Here is a 24,341-nt window from a genome sequence, read left to right on the forward strand (position 1 = left end):
CCTTACTAAAAGATTTTTGTTTCGCTGGGAAAAAAATATCGACTTTTTTGCTATTGAATATTCCAATGAATTTGTCAATGGGGCGGAGCCGTTGCAGCTCCGCCCCTCCGATGACAATTCATTGAAAAAAAAAAACCGTAGGGTGGGCTTAAAGCGAAGCGTAGCCCACCAACGCCCGATCAATACAATGCCCAATCCGCTACGTCCACGAAAACCTCAAATTGAGATAGCGTGAAGTAATCGAAATCGGCCAAACTGTAGTTCTCGGATCCCGAAATCTTGGTGAAGAGGCCGATGCGGGTGGCTTGCCGCTTCTCCGTAACCGGTGCTCCGACCAGCTGCCATGACCGTCCAGGCGTTTGAGCGCTGAAGATCAACTCGTTGCCTCGGCGCGTAACCGCGAAGGCGGCGTTGACGTCGCCTCCCATGACGGCGTCGAGCCAATCCAACTCGTCTGTGAATTGATGATACTGCAGAACGCCAAAGGCGCCTTTATTGGTCAGTTCGACGCGGATATCCCCCGAATTGAAGCCGAAGAGATACTCGTCGCCGGAGACGTTCGTATCATTGGCGGCGTTATAGGCTACGACGAGACCGACGTTGAAGTTCGTCCAGGTGAAGGTGTCTGTGAAAGTGCATTTCGTCTCGATGCGCCAATCGCCGGCGGGGACGTCCGTGCGCAGAATCATCGGCGCGCGGCGGCCATTGGACCATTCGTTGAATTTGTCCGCCGTTCCGATGGTGTCCGCTCCCAAAGTAAGGATGCCTCCGTCCAAAGTAAGGGTTACGCCTTCTTTATAATTCGTATTCAAAGAAGCGTCGTTGCCATATTCCACAAGCCAGGGCGAAGCCACGGCGCTGCCGTTGAAATCGTCCTTCTGAGATTGAGGATCCTTGCCGAAGAGCCAAACCTGATTCACGACGCTCGCATCGCCGAAAGTAACTTCCGCCAGCGGCAAGCCGGTATCGTAGAGTCCATTGAAAAGTAGGAACTTGGCGCCTGCGGGGGGTTGTATCGTATAAGTGATGCTCTTGCTGGCTGTTATATCGGGCAATGTCCAAACGATATTCGCGCCGTCGACGGCGCCGCCGTCGCTGACGTTTGTAACGGTTGAACCCGGAGGAACATTCTCTACGACGACCGGGGAATAGGTTCCGTAGGTCTTTTGCGCATTAAGCGTAACCTTCAGCGGATTGGCGGGATCGAAGAATCCGTCCGCCGTCAATTGCCGCGAAACGTTGCCTATGCCCTTTAATCGAACCACTTCCATGCGGCCAATGCCGTCGGGAACCACTGCTCCAGGAAGAGCGACCACGATAGCATGTTCGCCGCCGCTGACTTCGAACGGGCCTACAGTAAAGAAATAATAGGCGTTAAAAGCCGTATTGGGCGCCAGCATTGCGCCTTTGAACTTATTGTCCACATAAATGTCTACGGGACATTCGCCTTGGCCCCAGGTATTGATGCTGAGATTGATCAGCAGAACCTGATTGCCTTCTCCGAGATCGAAGGTATAGCGGAACCAGTCGCCCGCTGTCATCGTTTCGCTGCCTACTCCCGCGTTGGTGTCGCTGGCGCCATGTTCCAAAACGATTTCGCCTAGATCCCGATAATCCTCGAACGTGTAGCTGCCGCCGCGGCCTCCCGTCATGATCGCCGATCGGAAGTCGGCGTTGGCCGGGAAAGTGAAGACCGTGTCGACCGCGGGGACGCTTCCGTCGCCGGGCCGTTGATAGGCGACGTCAGACGGAATGCCGTCCATGCCTTGCGCATAGCGGACGCCGTAATCGGCTCCCGCGGGATATTTCTTTCCGTTCACCGGACTGCCGCTGAAGTCGTAGTCGATCGTCTCGCGATAGAGATAAGGCAATTTGATCGCAATCGCCGTATCGCCGGAAATGCGTTCTTCCCCTTCGCCCGAATCGACGCTGCCGGAAAATCCCGCTACCCGGCTTCGAATCAATCGCGGAGGAACGGCATTATAGGTCAACGTCAACGACTGGCTGACATTAGCAAGCGTCCAGATAATATTTCCGTCGGATACGACGCCATTGTTGGAAATATTGGATACCGACCAGCCTTCGGGAATGCCTTCTGAAATGGAAATAGAGGGCAGAGTTCCCGTCACAGTCACCTTCAAACTGACGGGTACGGGCGTATTGGCGGTGAAATTCGCCGCGCCCACTGCGCGATCCACTGTGGCCCGGTTGGCAGCCAATTCGTTGACGACGATATTATCGACGTAAATCAAGCCCGCCGTTCCGCCATCGTGATTGTAGCCAAGTTGGATATAACGCGGATTATCGACATGGGGAAAATCGCGCTCGTCTACCAATATCCAGCCGCCTGCGCCGCGATCTTTGAAGAGGAAAGCGACATGATCGCCGGTGATTTCGAAGCGAAGACGATGCGGATTGGCGCCGATGGGCAGCGTCAAATCCCTCGGCCCCTCGCTGGGAACCGTATCCGCTCCGTTGAAGAAGTGGGTGTTTTTGCGAACGAAGTAATTATATCGCTCGAAAATGCTGTCGCCCGGTATGCAGAAAGGCCATACGGAGAAGCGGCCATTGGTGTTTTCCTGGTAGAAGAAATCGAATTCGTACACGTATTGATTCGGCATCTCCTTGTCCAGACGAATCCAGTCGTTGTTGCCGCCAGTAGCGTCCCATTGGAGACGGTTGTTGACGGCTTGCAGAGTCCCCCCAGTGAAGATGATCCATTCCGGCCAGGCGGTTTGGACGTTGGCGCTGCTGGGATTGTCAAAGTTATTGCTGTAACTGAACAGATTCTGCGACCGGTAGCTCAAAACAATATTGTCAACATAGACCAAGCCCGCCGCTCCGCTGTCGTGGTTGAATCCCAGTTGTATATAGCGAGGATTATCGATATGAGGGAAATCCCGCTCGTCAACTAATATCCATCCGCCTTCGCCGCGATCCTTGAAGAGAAAAGCGACATGATCGCCCGTAATTTCGAATCGAAGACGATGAGGCTTTTCTCCAAGAGGAAGCGTCAAGTCTCTCGGCCCTTCGCTGGGCACTGTATCCGCTCCGTTGAAGAAATGAGTATTTTTTCGGATGAAATAATTGTAACGATCGAAGATGCTGTCGCCTTCTTTACAGAAAGGCCATACGGAGAATCTCCCATTGACTCCCGCTTGGTGGAAATAATCGAACTCGAATACATACTCGTTCGGAACTTCTTGGTTTAGACGGATCCAGTCGTTGTTGCCGCCGGAATTGTCCCATTCGATTCGTCCATTGACAGCCTGCATGGTTCCGTTGGCGAAGATAATCCACTCCGGCCAGGCGGTTTGGACATTCGGGCTGCTGGGATTCTCGAAATCGTTGCTGTATTGAACCCCGGCGAAGCCCGGCGCCGCCGCCAAAACCAGTAAAGCCAATCCTAATCCTAATGAAATCCGTTTACTGCTCATAACATTGTACCTCCCGTTCGATTGGAATAGTTTTCATCGTTATTTTATGGCTGGAAATGTTGTTTTCGTTTGCTTCGTCTATCACCACCCCCTTTGCTTTAAGAGTATGGGAAATATGAATTCGAAAACGAATATACAATCGAATACCGGATTCTATTTGTCAATGGGAAATGGAATTTTTTGGCAGGAAATTGAATTAATTAGATTCTTCTGGTTATTTTTTAAGATAACTATTATCAAATAAAATCAACTTTAGTCATCACGAATACTAATTTTTGGCGCATCAATTCACTACGCCGGCTTCCGGTGCGGGGGCGCCCAGAATTACGCGGTTGAATTCGTCCACATTTTTTTGCTCGCTCAACAAAATTCCCTCGATGCCATTCAATTGGATTCGATCGCCGGCGTTTTGGCCGAATAGCAAGCACTCGACATTCGACTTGAGGTACCATTCCAGCCGTTTTCTCTGGTAATCGGGCATGGTTGGAATCTGGATGCGGACGATTTCGGGGATGCGGTCGACTTTATAAAACATTATTACCAGCATTCGGAAAGACGACGCCTGGGGATTTTCCAAGGGAATCGGTTTGCCATATCCCGCCAAATCGGCGCTCTCTAAGCGTTCGATCATTGGATAGACGTTTAATCCCGCCCATTCCGTCGCCCGTACGAGCATGATCGCGCCCGCGTCCCAGGATTCGGCGGGAATTTTCAACATGGACTGGTAAAGCGCCTCCTGTTCATCGAGAGTCCAATGGCTGGAAGAGATGAATTCCGTCAACTCATTTTGGAACAATTCGCCGATCCAACCGCTGCTTCCGCCAGGATTATGCAGCGATACCTGACGAAACGTCTCCAAGGCTTTGGCGTAATCGCCGAGGCTGCGCCATCCCTGCGCCATTCTCAATACAGCGGGGAACACTAAGGCGTCGGCTTGAACCCACCATTTGGGATTTTTCGTATGATAATCGCAGTATAGACGCAGCGTCTCGTCGAATTTCAAAGCCGCTTGCGCCGCGTCTTTCTTTTCTAAAGCCGTCAATCCTTGCAAGACGCCATCCAATATGACTCCCCGATGTCTTTTGTCGGACATAAGAAGCAAGAGGTACGCTGCCGCCGCCACAGCGATAATAGTTAAAATGCAAAGGTTCATGATTCTATTCCGCATGATTTTTCGCTGTATGAGGCGGTAATAAACTTTGGAAATCGTAGCGGTTGATACGGGTAGGCGCTTACGTTCCGGTTTTACGGCGGCGGATTTATCGGAGACAACAGATTTCTCGGGCGTCTTGGTCGGAATCTCTGTGGGAGACGGCGCTTTTTTTACAATGATCTTTGGCGCCGATTTTTTCACAGGGATTTTAGGCGCGGTTTGGGGCGCCGTTTTAGGTGACGGGATTTTGGGAATTCCAGGTTGGATTTTCGGCGCGGGTGAAGGGGGAGTTGACGCCGCCGTCTTTGTTTTTGGAGGAGGGGGAGTTGGCGGAACGGTTTTTTTGGCGACGGTTTTTTGGGGGACTTTCGGCTTCGCAGATTCGGCGGTTTTAGGAACGGCTGTCTTCGCCGTTTTTTCGCCTGCGGCGGAAACGGTTTTTTTCGGATCGATGGGATTTTCGTTTCGTGAGATATCCGCCGTCATGATAATGGAAGAGGTTTAGGGAAGAATTTTTTCGATTTGCAGTAAAACCTCTTTGGGTTTTACAGGTTTGGCGATATAGGATATGCAACCCGCCTCTAAGGCTTTCTGTTCGTCTTCCGGCTTGGCGTGGGCAGTGAGCGCAATGATGGGGATATGGCGGGAAGATTCCCTTTGCCGCAGCGAATGAACGACATCCAGCCCGCTTTTTCCCGGCAGAGATAAATCGAGGATGATCAAGTCGGGAGTTTCTTCCATCGCTATGCGTTCTCCGTTCTCCCCGTCTCCCGCCTCTAGGACCGTATAGCCGGAAAATTCCAACTGATCCACTAAGATTTCTCTGCTGTCGATATGGTCTTCCACAATAAGAATTTTTTTGGGCATGACGCCTTCCTCAATACATAACATGATGAATCGCATTCGAATACGTGGACGAATTGCCGCCGATACAAGCATTGTAACATATTCCGTTTAAAGGTATACGGAAATAACGAAAGGAAAGAAAAAAGTTAACTGCGATTCTTGCCCTTTTTAACCGGCGGCTGGAACGGTTGTCCTGGACGTAGAGTAATTGATTGCGCGCCAATTCTGTTTTAAGATGAAGAAGGATCGTCCTATTGATTAGGCCCGATTCGCTCCTAGGGGAGTAACCTATCTATTTCAGGGTATCGCTATGAACGACAAAAACCGTAGAAATTTTTTGAAGACGGCGGCGGGAACAACCGTCGGAATGAGCGCCATGATTCGAAGCAGCGCCTGGGCGAGCGCCAATGAGACCATTCGTATGTGCGTCGTGGGACTGAATGGACGCGGCAAAGACCATATATCCGGTTTCGACGCTTTGGAAAACGTGGAAGTGGCCGCGATGTGCGATGTGGACGAAAGCATCTTGAACGCGAGAGCGGATCAATTCAAGGCGAAAATGGGACGCGAAGTCAAGAAATTTACCGACGTCAGAGATGCGCTCGCCGATTCCAACATTGACGCCATCTCCGTCGCTACGCCCAACCATTGGCATTCTCTCATCGGCATCTGGGCCTGTCAGGCGGGCAAGGACGCCTATATCGAAAAACCCCTCTCGCACAACATCTACGAAGGCCGGAAACTAGTGGAAGCGGCCCGCAAATACAACCGCATCGTCCAACACGGAACCCAAATCCGCAGCAGCGCCGCCGTGCAGGAAGCGATTCAGATGCTGCATGACGGCTATATCGGCGAAGTCTACTACGCCAAGGGAACCTGCTATAAATGGCGCAACACCATCGAGCGTAGGCCGGAAGAACCGGTTCCTAATGGCGTGCATTACAACGAATGGCTAGGACCTGCGCCGGATCGCCCCTTTTCCCGCAACCGCTTCCATTACAACTGGCATTGGCATTGGGATTACGGCAACGGCGATTACGGCAACCAGGGAGTGCATCAGGTGGACATAGCCCGCTGGGGTTTGGGCGTGGGAATGCCCGATTTGGCTTCGGCGATCGGCGGACATTTCATGTTCGACGACGACCAGGAAACGCCCAATACGATGGTCTGCTCTTATAAATATAAAGCGGCCAATAAAATGCTGGTCTTCGAAGTGCGCCATTGGATGTCCAACGACGAACTGGAAGATCGCAAACCTGGCGATAACATCGTCGGCAACCTCTTTCTGGGATCGAAAGGCATCATGATTATCCCCAATTATTCCTCCTATAAAATATTTATGGGGAAAAATCATACGCCGGACAAAGCGAGAGAAGAAGGCGGCAACCATTGGGCCAACTTCATCAATGCCGTGCGCAGCCGCAACTACAAAGACCTGAACGCCGACGTGGAAGAGGGACACCTCTCCGCTGCGCTTTGCCATCTCGCCAACGCTTCCTGCCGCGTAGAACGCACGCTGAAAATCGATCCGATTTCGGAACGCGCCATCGACGACGACGAAGCCAACGCCCTGCTCACCCGCAACTATCGTTCGCCGTTCGTCGTGCCGGAGAAGGTATAATGGTTTTTCTTGTCTGAATTAATCTGAATATGTATGATGTTCATCATGGACTGCTATAATTGCGTATGAAAGTTCCTAATTGCGAAAATGCCTTGATCCATCCAAAGAAAATTACGGAGTATTTGCTCTCGTTTAAACATCGGAGGGGAAAAGGAAAAGCGAAATTTTTCTACCTTATTGGATTCACTCTTCAAGAATGGGAGAAATTGGATCAAGCATTACGAAAGCATGTAACCGATAATTTAGTTGTAAAAGTCGAAAATACGCCTTATGGATTTCGATATGTAGTTGAAGGAAGATTTTTAAATCCCATGAATAAAAATGTATTAATACGGACGGTTTGGTTTATCGAGCAAGGAAAAGATATTCCGCGTTTTGTAACGGCTTATCCTCTTGAAAGGAGCAAATTATGATTCAAGAACTTGATACCGTTGCTCTTACCGTCGATCTTCCCGAATATGGATTGACCCGTGGAGACATTGGATATGTGGTTTTAGTGCATCAAGAAGGGAAAGCGTATGAAGTCGAATTTATGACCCTGGAAGGGAATACGATTGCCGTAACCACGCTCCTCGAAAGCCAAGTACGAGCCGTTCAACCGCGAGAGATTGCCCATGCTCGAGCGATATAGAGAGGCCATTCATCTTTAAAGAAGCATCCGATAAATTACTTTCGAATTTGAACGAAATACACTACGCCACTAACAGGGCGGGGAAGATAAAGCGAGATTTCTTCCCCGCCTCGTTTTTTTAGACCGGGCGCCAAGGGCAAGGTTGTTTCTGCCCTTGAATGCCTCCGCATTTTAATTCCTCTTTCAAAAATTAAAAAAAATTGATTTTTACTATTGACAGATTGAATAATTTAATATAAAAATTAAATAATTCAATTTTCAGTAGTGAGAATATGAAAAAAAAGATCGTTTCCCAGTGTCCTGTTTGCGAGGGGAAGAATATCGAGATCGTCGCCGCCGTATGCCGCGATTGCCAGACGCGCATCGATGCGGAGATTCCGATTCCGCCGTTTTTTCAACTGCCGGAAGACTTGCAAGAGTTCGTTATTGTTTTTTTGAGCAAGCGGGGAAATATCCGGGAAATGGAGAAAGAGTTGGGCATCTCCTATCCCACAGTCTGCAAGAAACTCGACCGCATCAACGAAATCCTGGGCGTGGAAATCGCGCCCGGCCCGCGCACGGAAATCCTCGAACGGCTGGAGCGGGGAGAAATCACAGCCAAAGAGGCGGCGAAATTGTTAAAGGAGAAATGAAATATGGGAACTACGACGACTTTGCCATTTTATGGTATGGGGCCGGATACGGTGAATATTTTTCTCACCTTTTTTGCGATTGGAATTTTTGTACTAACGCCGTTATACCGGCGTTATTTGGATGTTTCAATTAGAAACGCTTTTCTGGTCTATTTGCTTTGTATTGCATTTTACGTTGCCGATTTTTTTAGAGTCTTGCCGAATCCATTCGGAGATAATTCAGTTGATCCAAATATCATGAGGAAAAATTTCCCATTCATTCGTGGAATTATTTTCTTCTTCGCTATTCCTCTCGCCATCAAATTGTATGACAAATGGATTAACGCTCGTCTGACGCCGGATGAAAAACTGCCCGGAATCGACGGCGTGCGGGCGTGGCTGACGCCGGGAAATCTTATTTGCTGCCTGGGTACGGCCTATTGTTCCTGGCAGGGTTATCAAACCAATTTTTGGGGCGTGCTGGTTCCGCTGTTGTGCGCGCTGATCGCTTATCCCGCGTTGAATATTTATTCCCAAAAATCTGTTTCCAAACCCTCCCCCACAGAAGACCTTTCCCAGGCGCGGGAGAAGATTTTTCAACTTTTGGAAAACGGAAAAATCACAGCGCAGGAGAGCGTGGAGCTGCTCAAAGCTTTAATTGAATCCGGTAAAACATCATCTTCAGGAACGGCGGCGAACGAAAATCAATCCCCGAAAAAGGAGGCATAAATCATGAAAGTAACTTGGCTTGCATCCGTGACGCCTATTTTATTGTTGATTCTGATCGCAATGGTACCGCTTTACAAACGGTATCTGAATTGTTCTATAAGCCGGGCGGCATTCATCGCTATTCTCAGCGATATTGCCTTTTTTGCTTCTATGCTGATTCCCATTTTGATTGCCGAATCCGCTAGCAAATCCTCTACGATTACGGGAACCATCGTTTTGACGCAGTTTCTCCCGCGCGGCCTTCTCTATTTCTTCGCCATTCCTTTTGCGGTCAATCTTTACGACAAATGGATCAAGAACCAGTTGACGGCGGAAGAAAAACGGCCCGGCATGGACAGCATTCGGGCGTGGTTGGGAGCGGGCAACCTGATCTGCTGCTTCGGAACGGCTTTTTGCGCCTGGAGAGGATACGATTCGCCTTTTTGGGCCGTCTTAATCGCCATGTTGGGGGCGACGCTGGCGTATCCCGTTTTGAATATGCTATCTTATAAAGGGCCATCCGGCCAAGCCGATCTGTCCAAGGCCAGAGAGAAAATCCTGCAAATGCTCGAAGCGGGAAAAATCACGGCGGAAGAGAGCGCGGAGTTGCTCAAGGCGCTTCATGAATCCAGCGAATCCGACTCTGCCGATTCAGCGGATAAATCTTGAATCGCATTTTTTGAAAAAGGAGCATAGGATGGATAGACAACTTGTTTCTAATATCTCCCGGCGTGTTTTTTCTAAAAATATGGCATTAGGTTTCCTGGCTTTAAATTCAATGCCGATTCAAGCTGCGGAAAATCCGCAAGATAAAAAGCCCTTTTTCTTAACGCGCGGCATCGTATTGACTCCCGAAGATTTTACCTGGCGGGAGTGGCCGCAGGCGGCCAAAAAAGCGAATTTGACGACGATCGGAATTCACCATCAAAATTCGCCGGCGAAGATTATTCAATTCATTCGATCGGAATTGGGACGAGAAATTTTGGAACAATGCCAGCAGCTCTCGCTTGAAGTCGAATACGAACTCCACGCCATGAAAGAACTGCTGCCCCGTGATCTGTTCGGCGCGAATCCTGAATGGTTCCGCATGGATGAAAAAGGAAATCGCAATCCCGATTCCAATCTCTGCGTCTCCTCGAAAGCGGCGCTCGGCATAGCGGCGGAAAACGCCGCGAAAATCGGAGCAATCCTGCGGCCAACTACGCATCGTTATTTCTATTGGGGCGATGACGGACAGCCGTGGTGCCATTGCCCCCAATGCCGGGAATTCAGCGATAGCGATCAGGCGTTGATCTTAGAAAACCATATCCTAAAAGCACTGCGATCCAACGATCCGAAGGCCAAACTCGCTCATCTGGCCTATGCCAATTCCTTAATCCCTCCCAAAAAAGTCAAACCGGAACCGGGCGTTTTTTTGGAATACGCTCCTATTAACCGCCGTTACGATATCCCCTTCGAGTCACCCGGCGATAAAGTCCAAAAAGAAAACCTGGATGCGCTGGACGCCAATCTGGAATTTTTCGGAGCGGAGAATGCGCAGGCATTGGAATACTGGCTGGATGTCTCTCTCTTTTCCAAGTGGAAGCGTCCGGCGGTAAAATTACCCTTTCATCCAGAGGTTTTTGAATCCGATATCAAGACCTATTACAAGCGCGGAATCCGCAACGTTGCATCGTTTGCCGTTTATATCGACTCGGAGTACGTAAGCAAGCACGGCATTCCGCCGTTAGATGAATATGGAAAACGCTTATTGCTCTCGGATTGAACTTGTAATAGAACTATAAAAGAGAACGACGAAAAAACGAAAACGAATGTATGTAAACAACTCCCGGCGCGCTACGAAATCGGCGGATGCCGGGAGCCGAATGATATCCTCGTTGTAGGTTTATTCGTTAGTTCATCTGAATACAGTCTTTGATCTTGTTGGGCTGGAAATCTTTGATATCCCAAATTCCTTCTCGAGTAAGTAACCTTTGATCGTCTGGAGAAAAATCGACAAAGAAACATGTTCCCATGTGAGGTAATTTTTTAATCTCTTTCTTGGTAGAGAGATTGATAAGATGGGCGCTGCTATCGCCGCTGCCTGTTGCAATAAGTAAATTGTTGTGAGAGAATTTTACGCCAAAAACGCCGCCGCTTTGATAATTAAGAATATCCAGCGTTGCGCCAGTTTCGCGGGATAGAAGAAACGCATTTGTTCCAGGAGCGCCGTAAAGAATATAATAACTATCTTGAGATAGGGCGATACTCATGATCTGGCTGTTACATGCAATTGTATTTATTTTTTCTCCATTCTTTGCATTCCATAAAATGGCTAATGAGTCGTTTCCTCCGCTAACAATAAAATTGCCATCCATCGAATAATCGAGACAATTCACCTTGTTTTGATGTCCTGATAATTTAAAAACGATATCTCCAGAATTGACGTTCCATACTATGACGGTTTTATCATCATGCGCAGAGGCAAGAAAACGCGAATCGGGCGAGAAGGCGACATCGTTGGCATTTCCTAAATTGGCTGCCAAGGTTTGGAGAACTTCTCCAGTTTCTACCAACCAGATTTTCACCGTTTGATCTTTGCTTGCCGTGGCAATCATTTGGCCATCGGATGAGTAATCGACAGCGACAACAGCATCGGTATGGCTGCGATAAACAGCCAAAGGCAAACCCGTTTTGCAATCCCACAAACGGACTGTTGGATCGTTACTGAATACTCCTCCGGTGCATGTTGCCGCCATCTTCCCGTCAGGACTGAAAACGCCATCCTCAAAGACGGAGCAATATCCTGGAATCTCAAAAAGAGCAGTATCTTTCTCCACGCTCCACATCTTCGCGGATCCAGTTGAAGATAGGGTTAAAAAATGCTGACTATCGGGCGAAAAAACAATTTTGTCAATATAAAGACTATCCGAAAAAGTCAACACTTCATTACCGGTTTCTAAATCCCATAATGTTAAAGGAGTCGATGGCATGTTTGTCATTACGCTGCCTTTGCTTCCCATTAGGGCGAATCGATTATTTGGAGCTATGGCTGTAATCATTTGTCCTTTATAATCTTGAGTAAACGATAATGATAATAGGGTATCTTGAGAATTCATATCGATAAACTCGAATTGACTTTTAGTTTGATTTGCGGCGAGCGCATAATTTTTATCGAGTGAAATAGATAGAGAAGAATAATAATCATTGAAAGAAAAACTTTTAACAATTTCTCCCGATTCAGTATCAATATATTGAATATTTGAACCGGTACTTACAATTAATTGCTTGCTATCGCTAGTAAAATCGACCGAATTGAATATCCGCATTATCTTATCAACAGATGTAGATATCATATTTGTCTCATGATTCAGAAATACAATTTTCGATTTTAAGTTGTCATAAAGAGCTGTTTTTTTTCCATTTGCAGAAAATGCAAGAAAATTATAGTAGGGATTGCCATTATAGATAACATTTTCTTGTTGTTTGTTCTTGGCGTTCCATTGAATAATTTGAGAGTAAAAATCAACAGAATTCAGAAAAGCCCCATCTGAAGAATATTGGACATTCATAAAAAGTGATTTCTCGTTTATATTGGGATTGGCGTAAATGAGGATGGGAATGCCTTTTTCTATTCTCCAAAAGACGATGCTGTTATAGCTAGAGATGACAAATTCGTTCCCATCAGGGGAAAAAGCCGCGTCGGTTGGACCTCCAAAACCAAGTAAAGATTGCCCCATTGCGCCAACAAGAGGGAATTTCTGGTTCGTATCCAGAGTAATAATTGAATTTTGGGCGTAGCAAAATATAGAGATAGAGAGCATAAAGGAAAAATAAATAAGCATAAAAACGATTCGAAATAGTGATTTTGATTTGGATTGATTCATGATTTTTTACCTCATTTCGTATTTGATCTTTAATTGAAAGTAGTATGAAAAAAGGAAAATGTCAGGCAAGTAACAAAAATAAATAAGATTGGGCTGCTTTAAATCCCCCTTTAAAGGGGCAAACGACAATAGACCGCCGTTTCAACAGCGGGTTAATTGTAATTGAGCGATTCCGATCGCTTGAACCTTGATCTTCCGGGATAATTTGAGTAATCCTGTTCATGAGTTGGCGCTGAAAGCGCGTTCGATAGACTATCGTTGGCGAAAGGGAAGACGAGTGAAAAGCATACTGCGCAAACTAGCCGCAATCGCGCTGCTGGTTATTATCAGCCTCCCAGCGCGGGCATTGGATTCAATTGAAGAGAACGAACAGAAGGATATTTCTTTCGAATGGATATACAAGAAAAAGGAACTGGGCATCAAGCCGTTCAATCCCGATTTGCCCCGCAGTCTGAAATGGTCCGAACAAGGGCATTTACTCGGCTATCTTATATCTTCCGTAACGGAAGCCCCGCATCTTGCTATATACGATCCCGCCAAGGACGCAACGGCTTTTTTGATAACGCCCTTCGCTTTGTATAACGCCTTGGAGGAATTGAAAAACAAGTCGGACGGCGCATCCATCGCGCCGTCCGCCGCCTTCCAACGCATACCAGAAGACGCCACCGCCATCGCGAAAATAGACGGTTTCGATTGGTTGAAGGATCGTTCCGCCGTCCGGTTGAACGTGGATGGGAAGCGGTACGAATGGGAGTTGAAGAAGAATCTGCTGCGCAAAGAAGACGCCAAAAAAGAGTTGCCCGCAGGCGAGAAGAACGATGTGGAATATTCCCCCAACCAACGTTACGCCGCCTATACCCGCGCCAACGATATTTACGTTTACGACGCGCAGCAGGGAAAAGAAATCCGTTTGACGCAGGATGGAAGCGATTCGATTCTCAACGGGCGCATGACCTGGGTTTATTGGGAAGAACTGCATTACCGCCGCAGCTGGCGGGCGTTTTACTGGTCTCCCAATAACGATTGCCTCGCCTATTTGCAGTTCGACGAAAAGGGCGTTACGAATTATCCCGTCGTCGATTTCGGCCCCGCCGCGCCCGCCGTGCGCAATATGTTTTATCCCAAAGCGGGGACGAAAAATCCTGACGTGCGGCTGGGCGTTGTTTCACTATCCACCCGCGAAACGCGCTGGATCGATTTGGGCGAACCTTACGAGTATATTTCCGACGTCGCCTGGCATCCCAGCGGCGATTGGATCGCCGTGCAAGTTCTCAATCGCGCCCAAAACCAACTACGGCTGCTTTCCGCCGATCCCTTGACGGCAACCAGCCGCAAGATTTTGGAAGAAAACGACGACGCTTGGGTGGACGTTCAAGGCGGGCCTTTTTTCCTGGAGAAGAAAGACGAATTTCTTTGGCTTTCCGAACGCAGCGGCTTCCGCCATCTCTATCTCTATTCCAACGACGGACGCAAAGTAAAGCAACTCACGCATGGTGATTGGGAAGTCAATCCCAGCTTATGGAAGGTATCTTTCGACATCGACGAAAAAGAAAACCGCATCTATTTCAACGCCAACCAAGCCTCGCCTCTCGAAAAGCAGTATTATTCCGTCTCCCTGTCCGGCGGGCCGATTCGACGCTTGACCCGCGAGGAGGGGACGCACAACATCGATTTTTCCGCCGATAGAAAATACGCCGTAGATCGCTGGAACAACATTTCCGTCCCCGACCGCATCCAAGTCATCAACGATGGGGGGAGAATAGTGCGAATGCTGGGAGAAACTACGGCGGAGGATTACGCTCCCTATCGCATGAAAAGTAAAGAATTGCTGACGCTGGACGGACCGGACGGCTTGACGTTCTATGCCAGTTTCCTAAAGCCGTTCGATTTCGATCCGCAGAAAAAATATCCCGTCATCCTTTACGTTTACGGCGGACCCGCCGGGCAGGTGGTCGGTAATAGCTTCACCAGCGCCCAGGATATGGCGATGGTCAATCGCGGATTTTTGCTCTTCTCCTTCGACACGCGGGGAACGCCGGGACGCGGGCGGGCATGGGTCAACGCCATCCGCAAAAACAAATGCGATATTCCTTTGAAGGATTTGTCCTTCGCCGCCGAATATCTGAAATCCTTGCCTTACGTGAAGCCGGACGGCATCGGCGTTTGGGGCTGGAGCAATGGCGGGTATATGACCTGCTGCGCCATGCTGAAAACGCCGGGAGCCTTCCAGGCAGGCGCGGCAGTGGCCCCGCTGCTGGATTGGAAACTCTACGATACCGTCTATGCGGAAAGATACATGGGACTCCCTAGCGAAAATCCTGACGGTTATAAGGAAAGCGCCCCCGTCAACTTCGCCAAAGGTCTTAAGGGACAATTATTGCTAGCGCATGGCGTCAGCGACGACAACGTTCATATCCAAAATATCTATCACCTTGTCGACGCGTTGATTGAAGCGGAGAAGGATTACGAGCTCTACATCTATCCCCAGCGCGATCACGGCATCGGCGGCGACGACCGGCGCTATCACTTATTCTCGCGGATCATGGAATTTTTTGAGAAAAATCTTAAAGTGGAATAAGGAAATATGGCGAGCAGCGTTTCGCTTTGAGCCTACTCTACATCAGTATGTGCGTGTTCTCCGTTTGTCATGGTTGAAGATTATCATTATAATATATATGTACAAAACGGGAAAAGGTGATTTTATGTCCGCTAGATTGGAGAGAATCGAGCAGGAAGCGCTAAGCCTATCCAAAGAAGAACAGGTGGAATTGATCCAACGGCTGACGTTGCGTGTACATGAATGGCCGGTGGAAATAGATTCCGCCTGGTTGGAAGAGATCGAAAGACGGGTTGCCAACGCCAAGAACCAGGGCGCCGTCGGGCGCAGCCTGGAAGAAATTTCGCGCGAAATCAGAGGAAAGTACTCTTGAAACCCGTCATTTTCAGCGCCGAAGCCGAGGAAGAATGGCATCGCTCCGTCGATTATTATGAGCGGCAAAAGACTGGTCTTGGATTGGAGTTCGAAGAGGCTGTTCGTTTCGCCGCTCTTACGATTGCCCAAAATCCCCAACGTTGGCCCAATATCGGCTCAGCTCAAAGATATCTGTTGACTCGATTTCCTTTTTCTCTTTTCTATCTCGATTTTCCGAATTGCGTTTTTGTGATTGCGGTGGCGCACATGAGCAGGGAGCCGTTTTATTGGAAAAACCGAACGAAATAATGGCCGTTATAAGCTTATCGTATTAAGATACGTCGGGTGGGTTCAAAGTTGTGTAGGGTGGGCTCAAAGCGAAGCGTAGCCCACCAGCTCATCATTCATCACTCATCATTGCTGTTATCGCCCCCATTTTGCATCCCGCTCCATAATAAGTGAGGGACTTTCTCGCGGCGCGCGCCGATAGTCCCAACCGCACTCGCCGTTAAATAGCGAAGTCGAAGATGGTGGCATCGTCGATAACCTTGCGCAGCCTTTTAGGATGCGCATCGGTGAATGAGTAGCGGGGGTGGAACTCACGGTCGTTTTGCTATGTTGGGATTGGATTGGCGAAACGATCGCCTGGGAACCGGCCTGCCTATAAGGCAGAGAAGCCCCCTGGCGAAATCGGCAATCGAGAAAACGTTGAATAGAACCGCAAGGCGGCAAGGAAATTTTATCGTACGTTCCATCGATCTTTTTCGGCGGATTTTAGAATAAGAGAGATGGAAAAGAAAAATAAAATGCCGTATCTTTGCCGCCCCGGTTTTCCCATTCAAAAAAAGTTAACTTTCCAAGGGGATAACTAAATGACGTTATCTCTGGCGCATTCCCTTTTTATCTTTCCGGTTTCTAATTCGCATTCGCCTCATCGCGATTCGATATATCCCCTATTTTCCCATCCTGATTCCTACAATGAGTTTTCTCTGTGAAATCCAAAAAAATCCGCGCTATCCGTGATTCGAATATTTCGTGAAATTCAAGTCATTTCGCGTTTTCGCGATTCAATCATGTATTATTTTATTTCGCCCTTGACCACCGGCGATTCCCGAGGGATGCGGGCGCGATAATCGCCTAGCCATTCCCAAAGCGTTTGCTCGTTCAAATCCGCTTCGTAAAGGGCGACGCTTCCGTTTTCCTTGGCTTCCGCCGCCATCTCGCCGCGGCGGTTCCAGATTCCCGTACGCGCATCGAAACTGGACGTAATCAGGTAAATTTGATTCTCAATAGCCCGCGATTTGATGAGGTCTTCGTTGCCACCCCAAATCGGCAGCAGAATGATTTCCGCGCCTTGCGACGCCAAAGCGCGCGCCGGTTCGGGGAAGAATACGTCCCAGCAGATCATCATGCCGATCTTGCCAAAATCGGTTTGGAAAACGGGGAATTCGCCGCCGGGAGTAACGCCGTCTTCAATCTCCTCGCGAGGCAGCGAGGTTTTGCGGTAAGTTCCGGCAAGTTGGCCTTGCCGGTCGATTAATACGGACGTGTTGTAAACGATTTCGCCCGTTTGTTCGTAGATGCCTGCGACGATATACATAGAAAATTCTTTCGCCGTCTCGCCTAAGAATTTCGTACTGGGGCCGGGGATGGTTTCGGCGGCGTCGATGATGCTCAACGGCGTTCCAACGATGGTTATTCCTTCCGGCAAGCAGACGATATCCGCGCCCTTTTCTCCCGCTTGACGCAAGAAGCGGCGGTAGGCTTCCCGGTTTTCTTGCGAGCCTTTGGAATTGCGAGGGCGATAATTCACCGTCGCGAGAACCACTTTACGCGGCGCAAGAGGCGCGGATTCGGCGAAAGCGGGATTTTTCCAGCGAACTTTTCCCTGCGCGTCCCAACGGAAGATGAGATCGACGACGGCCAATTCGGCGCCTGGAGACGGGGAAAAGACTCCGGCGATCGTCATCCATCCCTCAGCGTCTGCGCCAATGTTCGGCGGATAGTCAGGTTGTCCTACGCGCTTGCCGTTTTTATCCTTCCAATCGATTTGCGCCAGGATGGAGCGCCGGGGCAGGGAAACGTCTTTTGATTGGAATTGGACGGAAAAACGATAGGATTGATTTTCCTTGATGGGAAAGGTTTTTCTCCATGCGCCATTGCATGAAAATCCGCCGGAAGCGGAGGAAATTAAAATTCCGGCTTCGTCCATTTCCATCTGCGGCATCAATGCGCTTCTTTGGGCATAGGGCCGCCAATCCTTAACAACGGCGGGAGATTCGCCGCCTGAAGATGGATAAGCCATGAATCCAAGAGCAAGAGTTAACAATAGTCGGGAGAATAATGAATTCATCTTGAATCGTTCCTCCTAGCGTAGAATGCGCAATTCGATTTGGAGATCGAACGATTTCAGGATAGCATATGGGATATAGAAATCCTAACGATGCGAGGGATTTTGCAAGGGAAAAAGCGTTAAAGAGGGGATTTAGTCGTCTTCGGTTTCGTCTTGCGATTCCTTGTTTCTCTCGATGTCCATATTTTCTTGGATTTCATTCACGATCTCTTCGAGAGAGGTTCGAATCGTATCCAAACCGGTCCGGATGTGGGAGATGGCTTCTTTTAACGGGTATTGAATTTCCTCGATGCTAAATTCCCCGCCTTTCGTACGATCGAGCACTTCCTCCATCCGTTCCAGAGCGACTTTGGAAGTTTTGTACATGATAGAGAGCGTATCCATATTCAAAGCCCTGGTCTGACTTTGAATGATCGCGTCCGAATAGCTTTGAATTTCCTTCACCAATTCCTCGAATTGGTTGTCGCGCAAAAATCTTTTATATTGTACGGGAGTTTCCATATTTTTTACCGTCAAGCCATAGCGGTATAAGGGACAGCCATTATAGTATTCTTTTTCCCAATATTACAATAGGATTATTCAATTGCAAATCTTCGTAATAAAATATTATCTTTCCTTGATGAAATCATAAAGAAAAATAAAAGATAAGTTGAGGGGAATGTTAGGATTTTGTTAAAATATTTATCGAATAGGTATTAGCGGGATGGATTAATTCTTTCCCCACTCCCAGAGGGCGTTGAACTTTTCTTATAAGTTAGATGAATTATTCATGAACTGAATAAAATATTATTTATCGCGCCTTTATTGAATCGCGAAATAACGCGAATTTCACAAAATTTTTGAATCGCGGATTATACGGATAATATTGGATTTCACGAAGAAAACCTAATCAGCCGGTAAGCCTAGCGCAATCCAAATTTTTTTCGCCTTTTTTCGCGCCCTTCTTTTTCCTTCGCGCTTTCGTGATTCAATCCAAGAAGCGCCATTGCGCTATCCTGGTCATCCTTTCATCCTGAGCATCCAGATTCAGACATTCAAAACCTCAAGGAAAATATCAACCTGTGGGTGAAAAAAAGGATCGGATAATTCCGCCATTTCGACTCAATTTCCGTAAACGTCGTCTCCTCCTGCGCTGTTCGTCAGCAACATTTGATTTTCGGGGTGGCGCGTTTCGCAGACGCTGGTGACGTAGATGCCCGGTTGGTCTTTAATGGGGCATACAAAGGAGCATATTCCGCATCCCACGCACAAATCCGGATTGACATGCGGCTGTTTGACGATTTCCTTAACGCCTTTTTCCCGCATAACCTCCACTTCTTCGAACCAGATGGCTTTTTCCGGCGTGGGGCAATGTTCTTCGCAAACCATGCACGAACGCCCGAAAGCGAAGGGAAGGCAGCGATTCTTGTCGAAGAAGGCCATGCCGATTTTAGTTTGCTTTTGTTTCTCTTCCAACTCGAGTTTGCGAATAGCGCCGGTGGGACAGACCAGACCGCAAAGGTTGCATCCATACTCGCAATAGCCGTAGTTCATTTTTAGAATAGGCGACCATACGCCTTCCAGCCCCGCTTCCAAAAAAGTGGGTTGCAGCGCGTTCGTCGGGCAGACTTTCATGCACTCGCCGCATTTGACGCATGTCGCCAGAAATTCCTTTTCGGGCAGCGATCCCGGCGGGCGGATGAGAGCGGGATTGTATGTATGCTGGGCGCCTTGCGATACGGCGCGAAAAAACGTCGCTCCGGCAAGTCCGCCCAAGCCGCCGAACACAATGGCGCGGCGGCTAACGCCGATTCGTTCTTCTTTTGGCGGATGGATGAAATTCGCCAGCCATTTCAAAGGAGAATAACTCATGATCTCCTCCCTTTGGATTTCTTTTTCGAGGCTTGTTTTCGCCGAGAGGTTCCCCCGGTTTTCGGAACTGTTGTCTTGGGAGATTTGACGATAGGCGCGGACGCTTCATGCGTTTCGATCTCCTCCATTTCTTCTTCGATCCATTCTTCGCTGGACGCCGCCAGGGTGACGGCCGGTTCGGCTTTCCCAATTTGGATCGGCGTTTCGAAAAAGAAGGAGATGGCGTTGGAAGGGCAGGATGGTTTGCAATTCCAGCAATAGAAGCATTCCGATGGCTTCCAGCCTCCCATTTTATGCGGTTCGGCGCCGCCTTGGCAATCGGCGACGCAGATGTTGCAGCCGTTGCACAATTCTTCGTCTTTCTTCAACCGGAAGGCGGGATTCTTGCCGGCGACGCCCAGCAGTGCGCCCAACGGACAGATATAACGGCACCAGAAGCGGGCGCGATATAGGTTAAGCAAGACGACGATGATAAACAAAACGCCGATCAACATACTACCCCAAAAATAAGGTTGGACGTCCGTGACGAGACCGGTTCGATTGCGCAGTAAATCGTAAATCGGCTCGGAGATTACGGTCGCCCTAATGGGGCCGACGCCTGGATCCGCTTGGTACAGCCAAGCGAACAATCCCGCTGCCAGCCAATTGAGCGCCGGATAAATCGAGGTCGCTATCGAACGGTAAAGAAAGGAGAATGGATCCACCCATCCCACGGCGTTCCAACCCAGCATGGCGCCCGCCAGAAAAACCGTGAGAACGTAATACTTAATTCGCTGGCTGGTAGAATACGACGCCGATTCCATCCGCTTTTTCAATTTTCTTTGCCGGAGACTGGTGAAGAAATTATGAATGGCGCCGAAAGGGCATATCCATCCGCAAAACCAACGTCCGAAGACGATCGTCGCGGCCAGGGTAATCAATGAAAACAATAAAGCGATCGGTATGGCATGGGACGCCATCCACGTTCCAATCATTACCAGCGGATCGATTTGGAAGAAAAACTTCACCGGGTAATCCATCGCGTAATTGGGATGAAAGATCGTTTGGAAGAAGAGATAAAAGAAGAAAATCAGGAAGGCGGTTTGGCAGGCGCGGCGCAGCCATACGATCAGGCTGGTTCTGCGTTTCTTTCGGCTCATAATGATGACTCGCAACGATTTCCAATCCTTCGCCCATGCCTTCTTTGAAGGCGAGAAGGCATGGACGAAGACCATGTGAGCGATTAAATCGCGATTTCTTGGGGATTGAGGGATTTGTAATCCATCACGCCTAGTTTGCGGTTGGCGGCTTCCACAATATGGCCGATCTGTTCCGGTTTTTTGTTCAGAAGCGTCGTGCCGAAAGCGTCCAACGCTACGGGATCGGTTCCCGCTGCGATGATGTCGCGGCGCTCCACATCCGCAAGATTGCCGCCGCGCGGACCATTGGCCATAAGAACGCGGATGGCGTCAATGACGATCAAGTCGGGCTTGATGAAAGCCGATAGATCGGGAAGGGTGTTCGTAATATCCTGGTGAAAACGGTTGCGGGCGCCGCCGATCACTCCCATGAGGTTTTTCATGCTCATGGTCACTTCGCTGAGTCCGTGATGTTTGGCGATGGGAACGTTGATGACCTTATCTACTTCCACGGCGTCGGCGTAGATTTCCCATTCTTTCAACGCTTTGCCGTTGATCGCCATCTTCTTGTATTTCCGTTGATCGAGGAAAAAGACTCTGGCCCCCGCTTTTTCGGCGGCGGCTTGAATGCCGCTGTTGGCGAAGCAGAGATGCTCCTTGTTGCAAGTGTTGTCGCTGACGATAACCTCTTTCGCCCCCGCTTCGTCGCACAATTTAATCAGCGTCGCCACGACGGCGGGATTAGTGTTGGCGGCGTATTCCGGTTTGCGGTCCCAACCCATATTGGGTTTCAACCAGACCACATCGCCTTTGGAAACGAATCGAGACATGCCGCCGAGCGCTTTGATCGCTTCGCGCACCAGCCGATCCGCTTCTTCGGCGACGCCCTCTTCTTCCTTCGGCGAGTTTTTATATTTCACAATGCTCATGACGGGAGCATCCGCCGCCAAAACGGATAGGGATGGCCAGACGGCTTGCATTCCTGCGCCCGCCATCGCGCATGTTCTCATGAATTGTCTTCGATCGCAAAAAGCCATTGTTCTTTACCTCGTAATTTTGTGGATATGGTTTTGTCGTTATTATTGTGCAAATAGGTTCGGAAGCAAGTGAATGATCCGGCGATTTCCTGCTCTAGGCATTTCTTTTTCATTTGACGAATAGGTTTTTATAATGACGCATGGAAAGGTTTCACTGGATTATGTTTTTCGACCCATCGAAATTAAATAGACAAAATGAGTGATGGAGAAAACGGCTTTCTCTTTCCTAACTTAATTAACGTAAAGGGAGATATCGTACTTGTCCAATCCATTCGCCGGGAACGCTGCAATCGTTTAAAAGCAATATATCTTCAATAGTAATTTGAATTGGGACGCTGCGATTTGATTCGAATACTCCCGGCATAGGCTTTCCTGTTCGTATTCGTTCGTAAGCATAGCGCGTAATCGTACTTACATCATAAGTCAACAAAATGCGATCTTCTTTAGCTGCCCATTCCAATACCGATTCATCGTCGGCTCCCGATAATCCCGCATCTTGGATGCGAACTATATCCAGATTGGGATTACGCCGCAATAAACCGCGGATGATATCATTGTTAAAATTTTCATCAGCCGCAAAGCGAAGCATTAGCGGATTTCTCGATTCGAACGTCGAGCCAATAGCCGGTTGCGTATTCCGGCAGGATCGAACCGCGATTCGTTTTCCTGGCGGATGGCCTCAATATCTTTCTTTCTTTTTTCCAAATAGGCGGCGATTTCATCGGATCGCCGAAGACAATAACCAATTACGTTATACACGTCGGCTAGTTGAAGACTTGGGTACTGTTGGACGATCTCTTCGGCGGTGGCTCCCTCTTGGAATGCTTCCATCACGACGTCAAGGGTAACGCGGGTTTTTCCAATCCGCACTACTTCATCGGCGTCTACTTCAAGCGGCAATATTTCGGGAGAAAACGTAAGTGGCATCGAATCGTACTCCTCGTATTATTTTAACCGCTGAATGGCAATTTCCAATGTTGACTCTTTATCCTTTTACGCCGTCTTTCAGCCGCGAGAAGAAATTCTCCCATGCGCTTTCTCGCACGTTTCCTATTTGAACGTGGCCGTCGAGCGCGGGAGCCAAACGAACGATGACCATATTCCATTCGGGAATTACGAAAATAAAATTGCGTCCGGTGCCATGCGCGGCGTAGGTTTTCGGCGGCGCCGAAGGCCAGGGCCGCTTTCCGTCCTTCTGGACTCCATTCGTCCACCAGAAAAAGCCATACCGGCCCGTTAAGTCTAAATACTTCGTTGGGATATCCGCGCCGACTTGCGTCGAAACAGCCCTTTCGACGAAAGACGATGCGAGCAACGGCTTGCCGTTCCAATTCCCTTGATTCAAAAACAACAGCCCGTAACGCGACAAATCTAGCGCATTCGAAGAGACTCCTCCTTGAATCTCTCCCGGCGTCCCCGCAGGATTGTTGAACAAAATCCCATCCCTATAACCATAGTTGGACCAGGAAAATTGTTTCATTTCAATGGGGTTGGCGATTCGCTCTTTAAATAGTTGTTCCAGCGGTTTGCCTGCCGCTTTGGTCAATATGCGGCCTAAAAGATGCACTGGGGGATCGTGGTATTTAAAGGAGGTTCCCGCCGTAAATATAGGGGGACCGGGAACGGCGTATTCAAGGACGCATTCGAGATGGCGAGAAGGATCGGTTTCGTAAAATTTCCAGCCATCGCCCTTGGCCCCGTCGTAGCCGGAGGTCATCGATGCCAAATGGCTGAGTTTGATTTGGGCGTATTCCGGATATTTGCTGCTTAACGAAGGTATATATTTTACGGCGAAATCGTCTATGCCGACGACGCCGTCCGCCGCTAAGAGTCCGAGGATGGCGCTGGTAAACGTTTTGGTGCAGGAGTATAGTACGCGGACTTTATCGGCGCCGGAGCCTTGCCATATCAGATAGCCGTTTCTGACAATCGCCATCTCGTCGATCCCCGCGCCGCCCGATTGAGATTTAAAGTCATCAAGGGCTTTTTGGAGGTTATCATGCGCAACGCCTTGGCTTTCGGGCGTGCTGGTTTGCCATTCGCCGGCGGGAAAAACCATGCCTTCCTTCGCGGCGGCGGGAATCCCCATGCTTAAGCCGATTAAAATGATAGAGAAAAGCCGGTTGCAACTCGTCAGGACCATATCGATCTCCATTTTTATCGTTGTCGGCGCGTTATGGCGACAGGCAAAATGATAA

23 protein-coding genes are annotated in these 24,341 nt (G+C 48.9%); 11 read left to right on the plus strand and 12 right to left on the minus strand.

Going from position 1 to position 24,341, the window contains the following annotated elements:
• Positions 1–179: 179 nt before the first annotated feature.
• Both AB1656_26840 and AB1656_26845 read right to left on the minus strand, forming a co-directional pair.
• A complete protein-coding gene (locus AB1656_26840; GenBank protein MEW6239014.1) occupies positions 180–3,437 on the minus strand; it encodes an Ig-like domain-containing protein in 3,258 nt (1,085 codons plus the stop codon).
• A 283-nt stretch (positions 3,438–3,720) separates the two neighbouring features.
• Entirely contained in the window at positions 3,721–4,590 is an 870-nt protein-coding gene (locus AB1656_26845; protein ID MEW6239015.1) for a hypothetical protein, read from the minus strand.
• A gap of 46 nt (positions 4,591–4,636) precedes the next feature.
• Between AB1656_26845 and AB1656_26850 the strand changes: the two genes are divergently transcribed.
• On the plus strand, positions 4,637–5,095 hold the full coding sequence (locus AB1656_26850; GenBank protein ID MEW6239016.1) for a hypothetical protein: 459 nt from the start codon (positions 4,637–4,639) through the stop codon (positions 5,093–5,095).
• Here AB1656_26850 and AB1656_26855 read toward each other — a convergent pair.
• A complete protein-coding gene (locus AB1656_26855) occupies positions 5,092–5,457 on the minus strand; it encodes a response regulator (GenBank protein ID MEW6239017.1) in 366 nt (121 codons plus the stop codon). The two genes, AB1656_26850 and AB1656_26855, sit on opposite strands and share 4 nt — an antisense overlap.
• Positions 5,458–5,746: 289 nt before the next feature.
• Here AB1656_26855 and AB1656_26860 point away from each other — a divergent pair, with 289 nt between their 5' ends.
• The 7 genes from AB1656_26860 to AB1656_26890 all read left to right on the plus strand — a co-directional run bounded on the left by AB1656_26860 (position 5,747) and on the right by AB1656_26890 (position 10,772).
• Positions 5,747–7,057 (plus strand): Gfo/Idh/MocA family oxidoreductase, encoded by a 1,311-nt coding sequence (locus AB1656_26860; GenBank protein ID MEW6239018.1) that lies wholly within the window; start codon positions 5,747–5,749, stop codon positions 7,055–7,057.
• Between the two features lie 65 nt (positions 7,058–7,122).
• Positions 7,123–7,470, plus strand: coding sequence for a DUF6883 domain-containing protein (locus tag AB1656_26865; GenBank protein MEW6239019.1), 348 nt, complete (start codon positions 7,123–7,125; stop codon positions 7,468–7,470).
• Complete coding sequence (locus tag AB1656_26870) at positions 7,467–7,688, plus strand: DUF4926 domain-containing protein (protein ID MEW6239020.1); 222 nt, start codon at positions 7,467–7,469, stop codon at positions 7,686–7,688. The genes AB1656_26865 and AB1656_26870 overlap by 4 nt, the downstream gene beginning before the upstream one ends.
• A gap of 272 nt (positions 7,689–7,960) precedes the next feature.
• On the plus strand, positions 7,961–8,320 hold the full coding sequence (locus AB1656_26875; GenBank protein ID MEW6239021.1) for a DUF2089 family protein: 360 nt from the start codon (positions 7,961–7,963) through the stop codon (positions 8,318–8,320).
• A gap of 237 nt (positions 8,321–8,557) precedes the next feature.
• A complete protein-coding gene (locus AB1656_26880) occupies positions 8,558–9,028 on the plus strand; it encodes a hypothetical protein (GenBank protein MEW6239022.1) in 471 nt (156 codons plus the stop codon).
• Between the two features lie 3 nt (positions 9,029–9,031).
• Complete coding sequence (locus AB1656_26885; GenBank protein ID MEW6239023.1) at positions 9,032–9,676, plus strand: hypothetical protein; 645 nt, start codon at positions 9,032–9,034, stop codon at positions 9,674–9,676.
• 109 nt (positions 9,677–9,785) lie between these two features.
• The gene (locus AB1656_26890; GenBank protein ID MEW6239024.1) at positions 9,786–10,772 is read left to right on the plus strand and encodes a DUF4838 domain-containing protein; all 987 of its coding nucleotides are present in this window, start codon (positions 9,786–9,788) and stop codon (positions 10,770–10,772) included.
• Between the two features lie 127 nt (positions 10,773–10,899).
• On the opposite strand, the gene AB1656_26895 is transcribed toward AB1656_26890, so the two are convergent.
• Positions 10,900–12,873, minus strand: a complete 1,974-nt coding sequence (locus AB1656_26895; protein MEW6239025.1) for a WD40 repeat domain-containing protein — start codon at positions 12,871–12,873, stop codon at positions 10,900–10,902.
• Positions 12,874–13,150: 277 nt separating this feature from the next.
• Between AB1656_26895 and AB1656_26900 the strand changes: the two genes are divergently transcribed.
• From AB1656_26900 to AB1656_26910, 3 genes are all read left to right on the plus strand, one after another.
• Complete coding sequence (locus tag AB1656_26900; protein ID MEW6239026.1) at positions 13,151–15,451, plus strand: S9 family peptidase; 2,301 nt, start codon at positions 13,151–13,153, stop codon at positions 15,449–15,451.
• 124 nt (positions 15,452–15,575) lie between these two features.
• Complete coding sequence (locus tag AB1656_26905) at positions 15,576–15,803, plus strand: addiction module protein (protein ID MEW6239027.1); 228 nt, start codon at positions 15,576–15,578, stop codon at positions 15,801–15,803.
• Positions 15,800–16,093 carry a type II toxin-antitoxin system RelE/ParE family toxin gene (locus AB1656_26910; GenBank protein ID MEW6239028.1) on the plus strand — a complete coding sequence of 98 codons (294 nt, stop codon included), beginning with the start codon at positions 15,800–15,802 and terminating at the stop codon, positions 16,091–16,093. The genes AB1656_26905 and AB1656_26910 overlap by 4 nt, the downstream gene beginning before the upstream one ends.
• 769 nt (positions 16,094–16,862) lie before the next feature.
• Here the strand turns inward: AB1656_26910 and AB1656_26915 are convergent.
• From AB1656_26915 to AB1656_26950, 8 genes are all read right to left on the minus strand, one after another.
• The gene (locus tag AB1656_26915) at positions 16,863–18,137 is read right to left on the minus strand and encodes a carbon-nitrogen hydrolase family protein (GenBank protein ID MEW6239029.1); all 1,275 of its coding nucleotides are present in this window, start codon (positions 18,135–18,137) and stop codon (positions 16,863–16,865) included.
• A gap of 132 nt (positions 18,138–18,269) precedes the next feature.
• Complete coding sequence (locus AB1656_26920; GenBank protein ID MEW6239030.1) at positions 18,270–18,638, minus strand: hypothetical protein; 369 nt, start codon at positions 18,636–18,638, stop codon at positions 18,270–18,272.
• A 600-nt stretch (positions 18,639–19,238) separates the two neighbouring features.
• Positions 19,239–19,988, minus strand: a complete 750-nt coding sequence (locus AB1656_26925; GenBank protein MEW6239031.1) for a 4Fe-4S dicluster domain-containing protein — start codon at positions 19,986–19,988, stop codon at positions 19,239–19,241.
• A complete protein-coding gene (locus tag AB1656_26930; protein MEW6239032.1) occupies positions 19,985–21,127 on the minus strand; it encodes a 4Fe-4S binding protein in 1,143 nt (380 codons plus the stop codon). The genes AB1656_26925 and AB1656_26930 overlap by 4 nt, the downstream gene beginning before the upstream one ends.
• A gap of 83 nt (positions 21,128–21,210) precedes the next feature.
• Positions 21,211–22,116, minus strand: coding sequence for a DUF362 domain-containing protein (locus tag AB1656_26935; GenBank protein MEW6239033.1), 906 nt, complete (start codon positions 22,114–22,116; stop codon positions 21,211–21,213).
• Positions 22,117–22,378: 262 nt separating this feature from the next.
• Positions 22,379–22,732: a DUF5615 family PIN-like protein gene (locus tag AB1656_26940; GenBank protein MEW6239034.1), complete on the minus strand. Its 354-nt coding sequence runs from the start codon at positions 22,730–22,732 to the stop codon at positions 22,379–22,381.
• A complete protein-coding gene (locus tag AB1656_26945) occupies positions 22,732–23,070 on the minus strand; it encodes a DUF433 domain-containing protein (protein ID MEW6239035.1) in 339 nt (112 codons plus the stop codon). The genes AB1656_26940 and AB1656_26945 overlap by 1 nt, the downstream gene beginning before the upstream one ends.
• Positions 23,071–23,128: 58 nt before the next feature.
• Positions 23,129–24,286, minus strand: a complete 1,158-nt coding sequence (locus tag AB1656_26950; protein MEW6239036.1) for a serine hydrolase domain-containing protein — start codon at positions 24,284–24,286, stop codon at positions 23,129–23,131.
• Positions 24,287–24,341: the final 55 nt, after the last annotated feature.

The sequence above is a fragment of the Candidatus Omnitrophota bacterium genome (assembly GCA_040755155.1).
GTDB lineage: Bacteria > Hinthialibacterota > Hinthialibacteria > Hinthialibacterales > Hinthialibacteraceae > JBFMBP01.

Excerpts from the sequence above, each read along its gene's own strand:
- AB1656_26840 (MEW6239014.1), bottom strand. The coding sequence starts at position 3,437 with ATGAGCAGTAAACGGATTTCATTAGGATTAGGATTGGCTTTACTGGTT.
- AB1656_26880 (MEW6239022.1), top strand. The coding sequence starts at position 8,558 with ATGAGGAAAAATTTCCCATTCATTCGTGGAATTATTTTCTTCTTCGCT.
- AB1656_26950 (MEW6239036.1), bottom strand. The coding sequence starts at position 24,286 with ATGGTCCTGACGAGTTGCAACCGGCTTTTCTCTATCATTTTAATCGGC.
- AB1656_26890 (MEW6239024.1), top strand. The coding sequence starts at position 9,786 with ATGCCGATTCAAGCTGCGGAAAATCCGCAAGATAAAAAGCCCTTTTTC.
- AB1656_26920 (MEW6239030.1), bottom strand. The coding sequence starts at position 18,638 with ATGGAAACTCCCGTACAATATAAAAGATTTTTGCGCGACAACCAATTC.
- AB1656_26875 (MEW6239021.1), top strand. The coding sequence starts at position 7,961 with ATGAAAAAAAAGATCGTTTCCCAGTGTCCTGTTTGCGAGGGGAAGAAT.
- AB1656_26905 (MEW6239027.1), top strand. The coding sequence starts at position 15,576 with ATGTCCGCTAGATTGGAGAGAATCGAGCAGGAAGCGCTAAGCCTATCC.
- AB1656_26885 (MEW6239023.1), top strand. The coding sequence starts at position 9,032 with ATGAAAGTAACTTGGCTTGCATCCGTGACGCCTATTTTATTGTTGATT.
- AB1656_26865 (MEW6239019.1), top strand. The coding sequence starts at position 7,123 with ATGAAAGTTCCTAATTGCGAAAATGCCTTGATCCATCCAAAGAAAATT.
- AB1656_26915 (MEW6239029.1), bottom strand. The coding sequence starts at position 18,137 with ATGAATTCATTATTCTCCCGACTATTGTTAACTCTTGCTCTTGGATTC.
- AB1656_26945 (MEW6239035.1), bottom strand. The coding sequence starts at position 23,070 with ATGCCACTTACGTTTTCTCCCGAAATATTGCCGCTTGAAGTAGACGCC.
- AB1656_26935 (MEW6239033.1), bottom strand. The coding sequence starts at position 22,116 with ATGAGAACATGCGCGATGGCGGGCGCAGGAATGCAAGCCGTCTGGCCA.
- AB1656_26940 (MEW6239034.1), bottom strand. The coding sequence starts at position 22,732 with ATGCTTCGCTTTGCGGCTGATGAAAATTTTAACAATGATATCATCCGC.
- AB1656_26860 (MEW6239018.1), top strand. The coding sequence starts at position 5,747 with ATGAACGACAAAAACCGTAGAAATTTTTTGAAGACGGCGGCGGGAACA.
- AB1656_26925 (MEW6239031.1), bottom strand. The coding sequence starts at position 19,988 with ATGAGTTATTCTCCTTTGAAATGGCTGGCGAATTTCATCCATCCGCCA.
- AB1656_26845 (MEW6239015.1), bottom strand. The coding sequence starts at position 4,590 with ATGAACCTTTGCATTTTAACTATTATCGCTGTGGCGGCGGCAGCGTAC.
- AB1656_26870 (MEW6239020.1), top strand. The coding sequence starts at position 7,467 with ATGATTCAAGAACTTGATACCGTTGCTCTTACCGTCGATCTTCCCGAA.
- AB1656_26855 (MEW6239017.1), bottom strand. The coding sequence starts at position 5,457 with ATGCCCAAAAAAATTCTTATTGTGGAAGACCATATCGACAGCAGAGAA.
- AB1656_26930 (MEW6239032.1), bottom strand. The coding sequence starts at position 21,127 with ATGAGCCGAAAGAAACGCAGAACCAGCCTGATCGTATGGCTGCGCCGC.
- AB1656_26895 (MEW6239025.1), bottom strand. The coding sequence starts at position 12,873 with ATGAATCAATCCAAATCAAAATCACTATTTCGAATCGTTTTTATGCTT.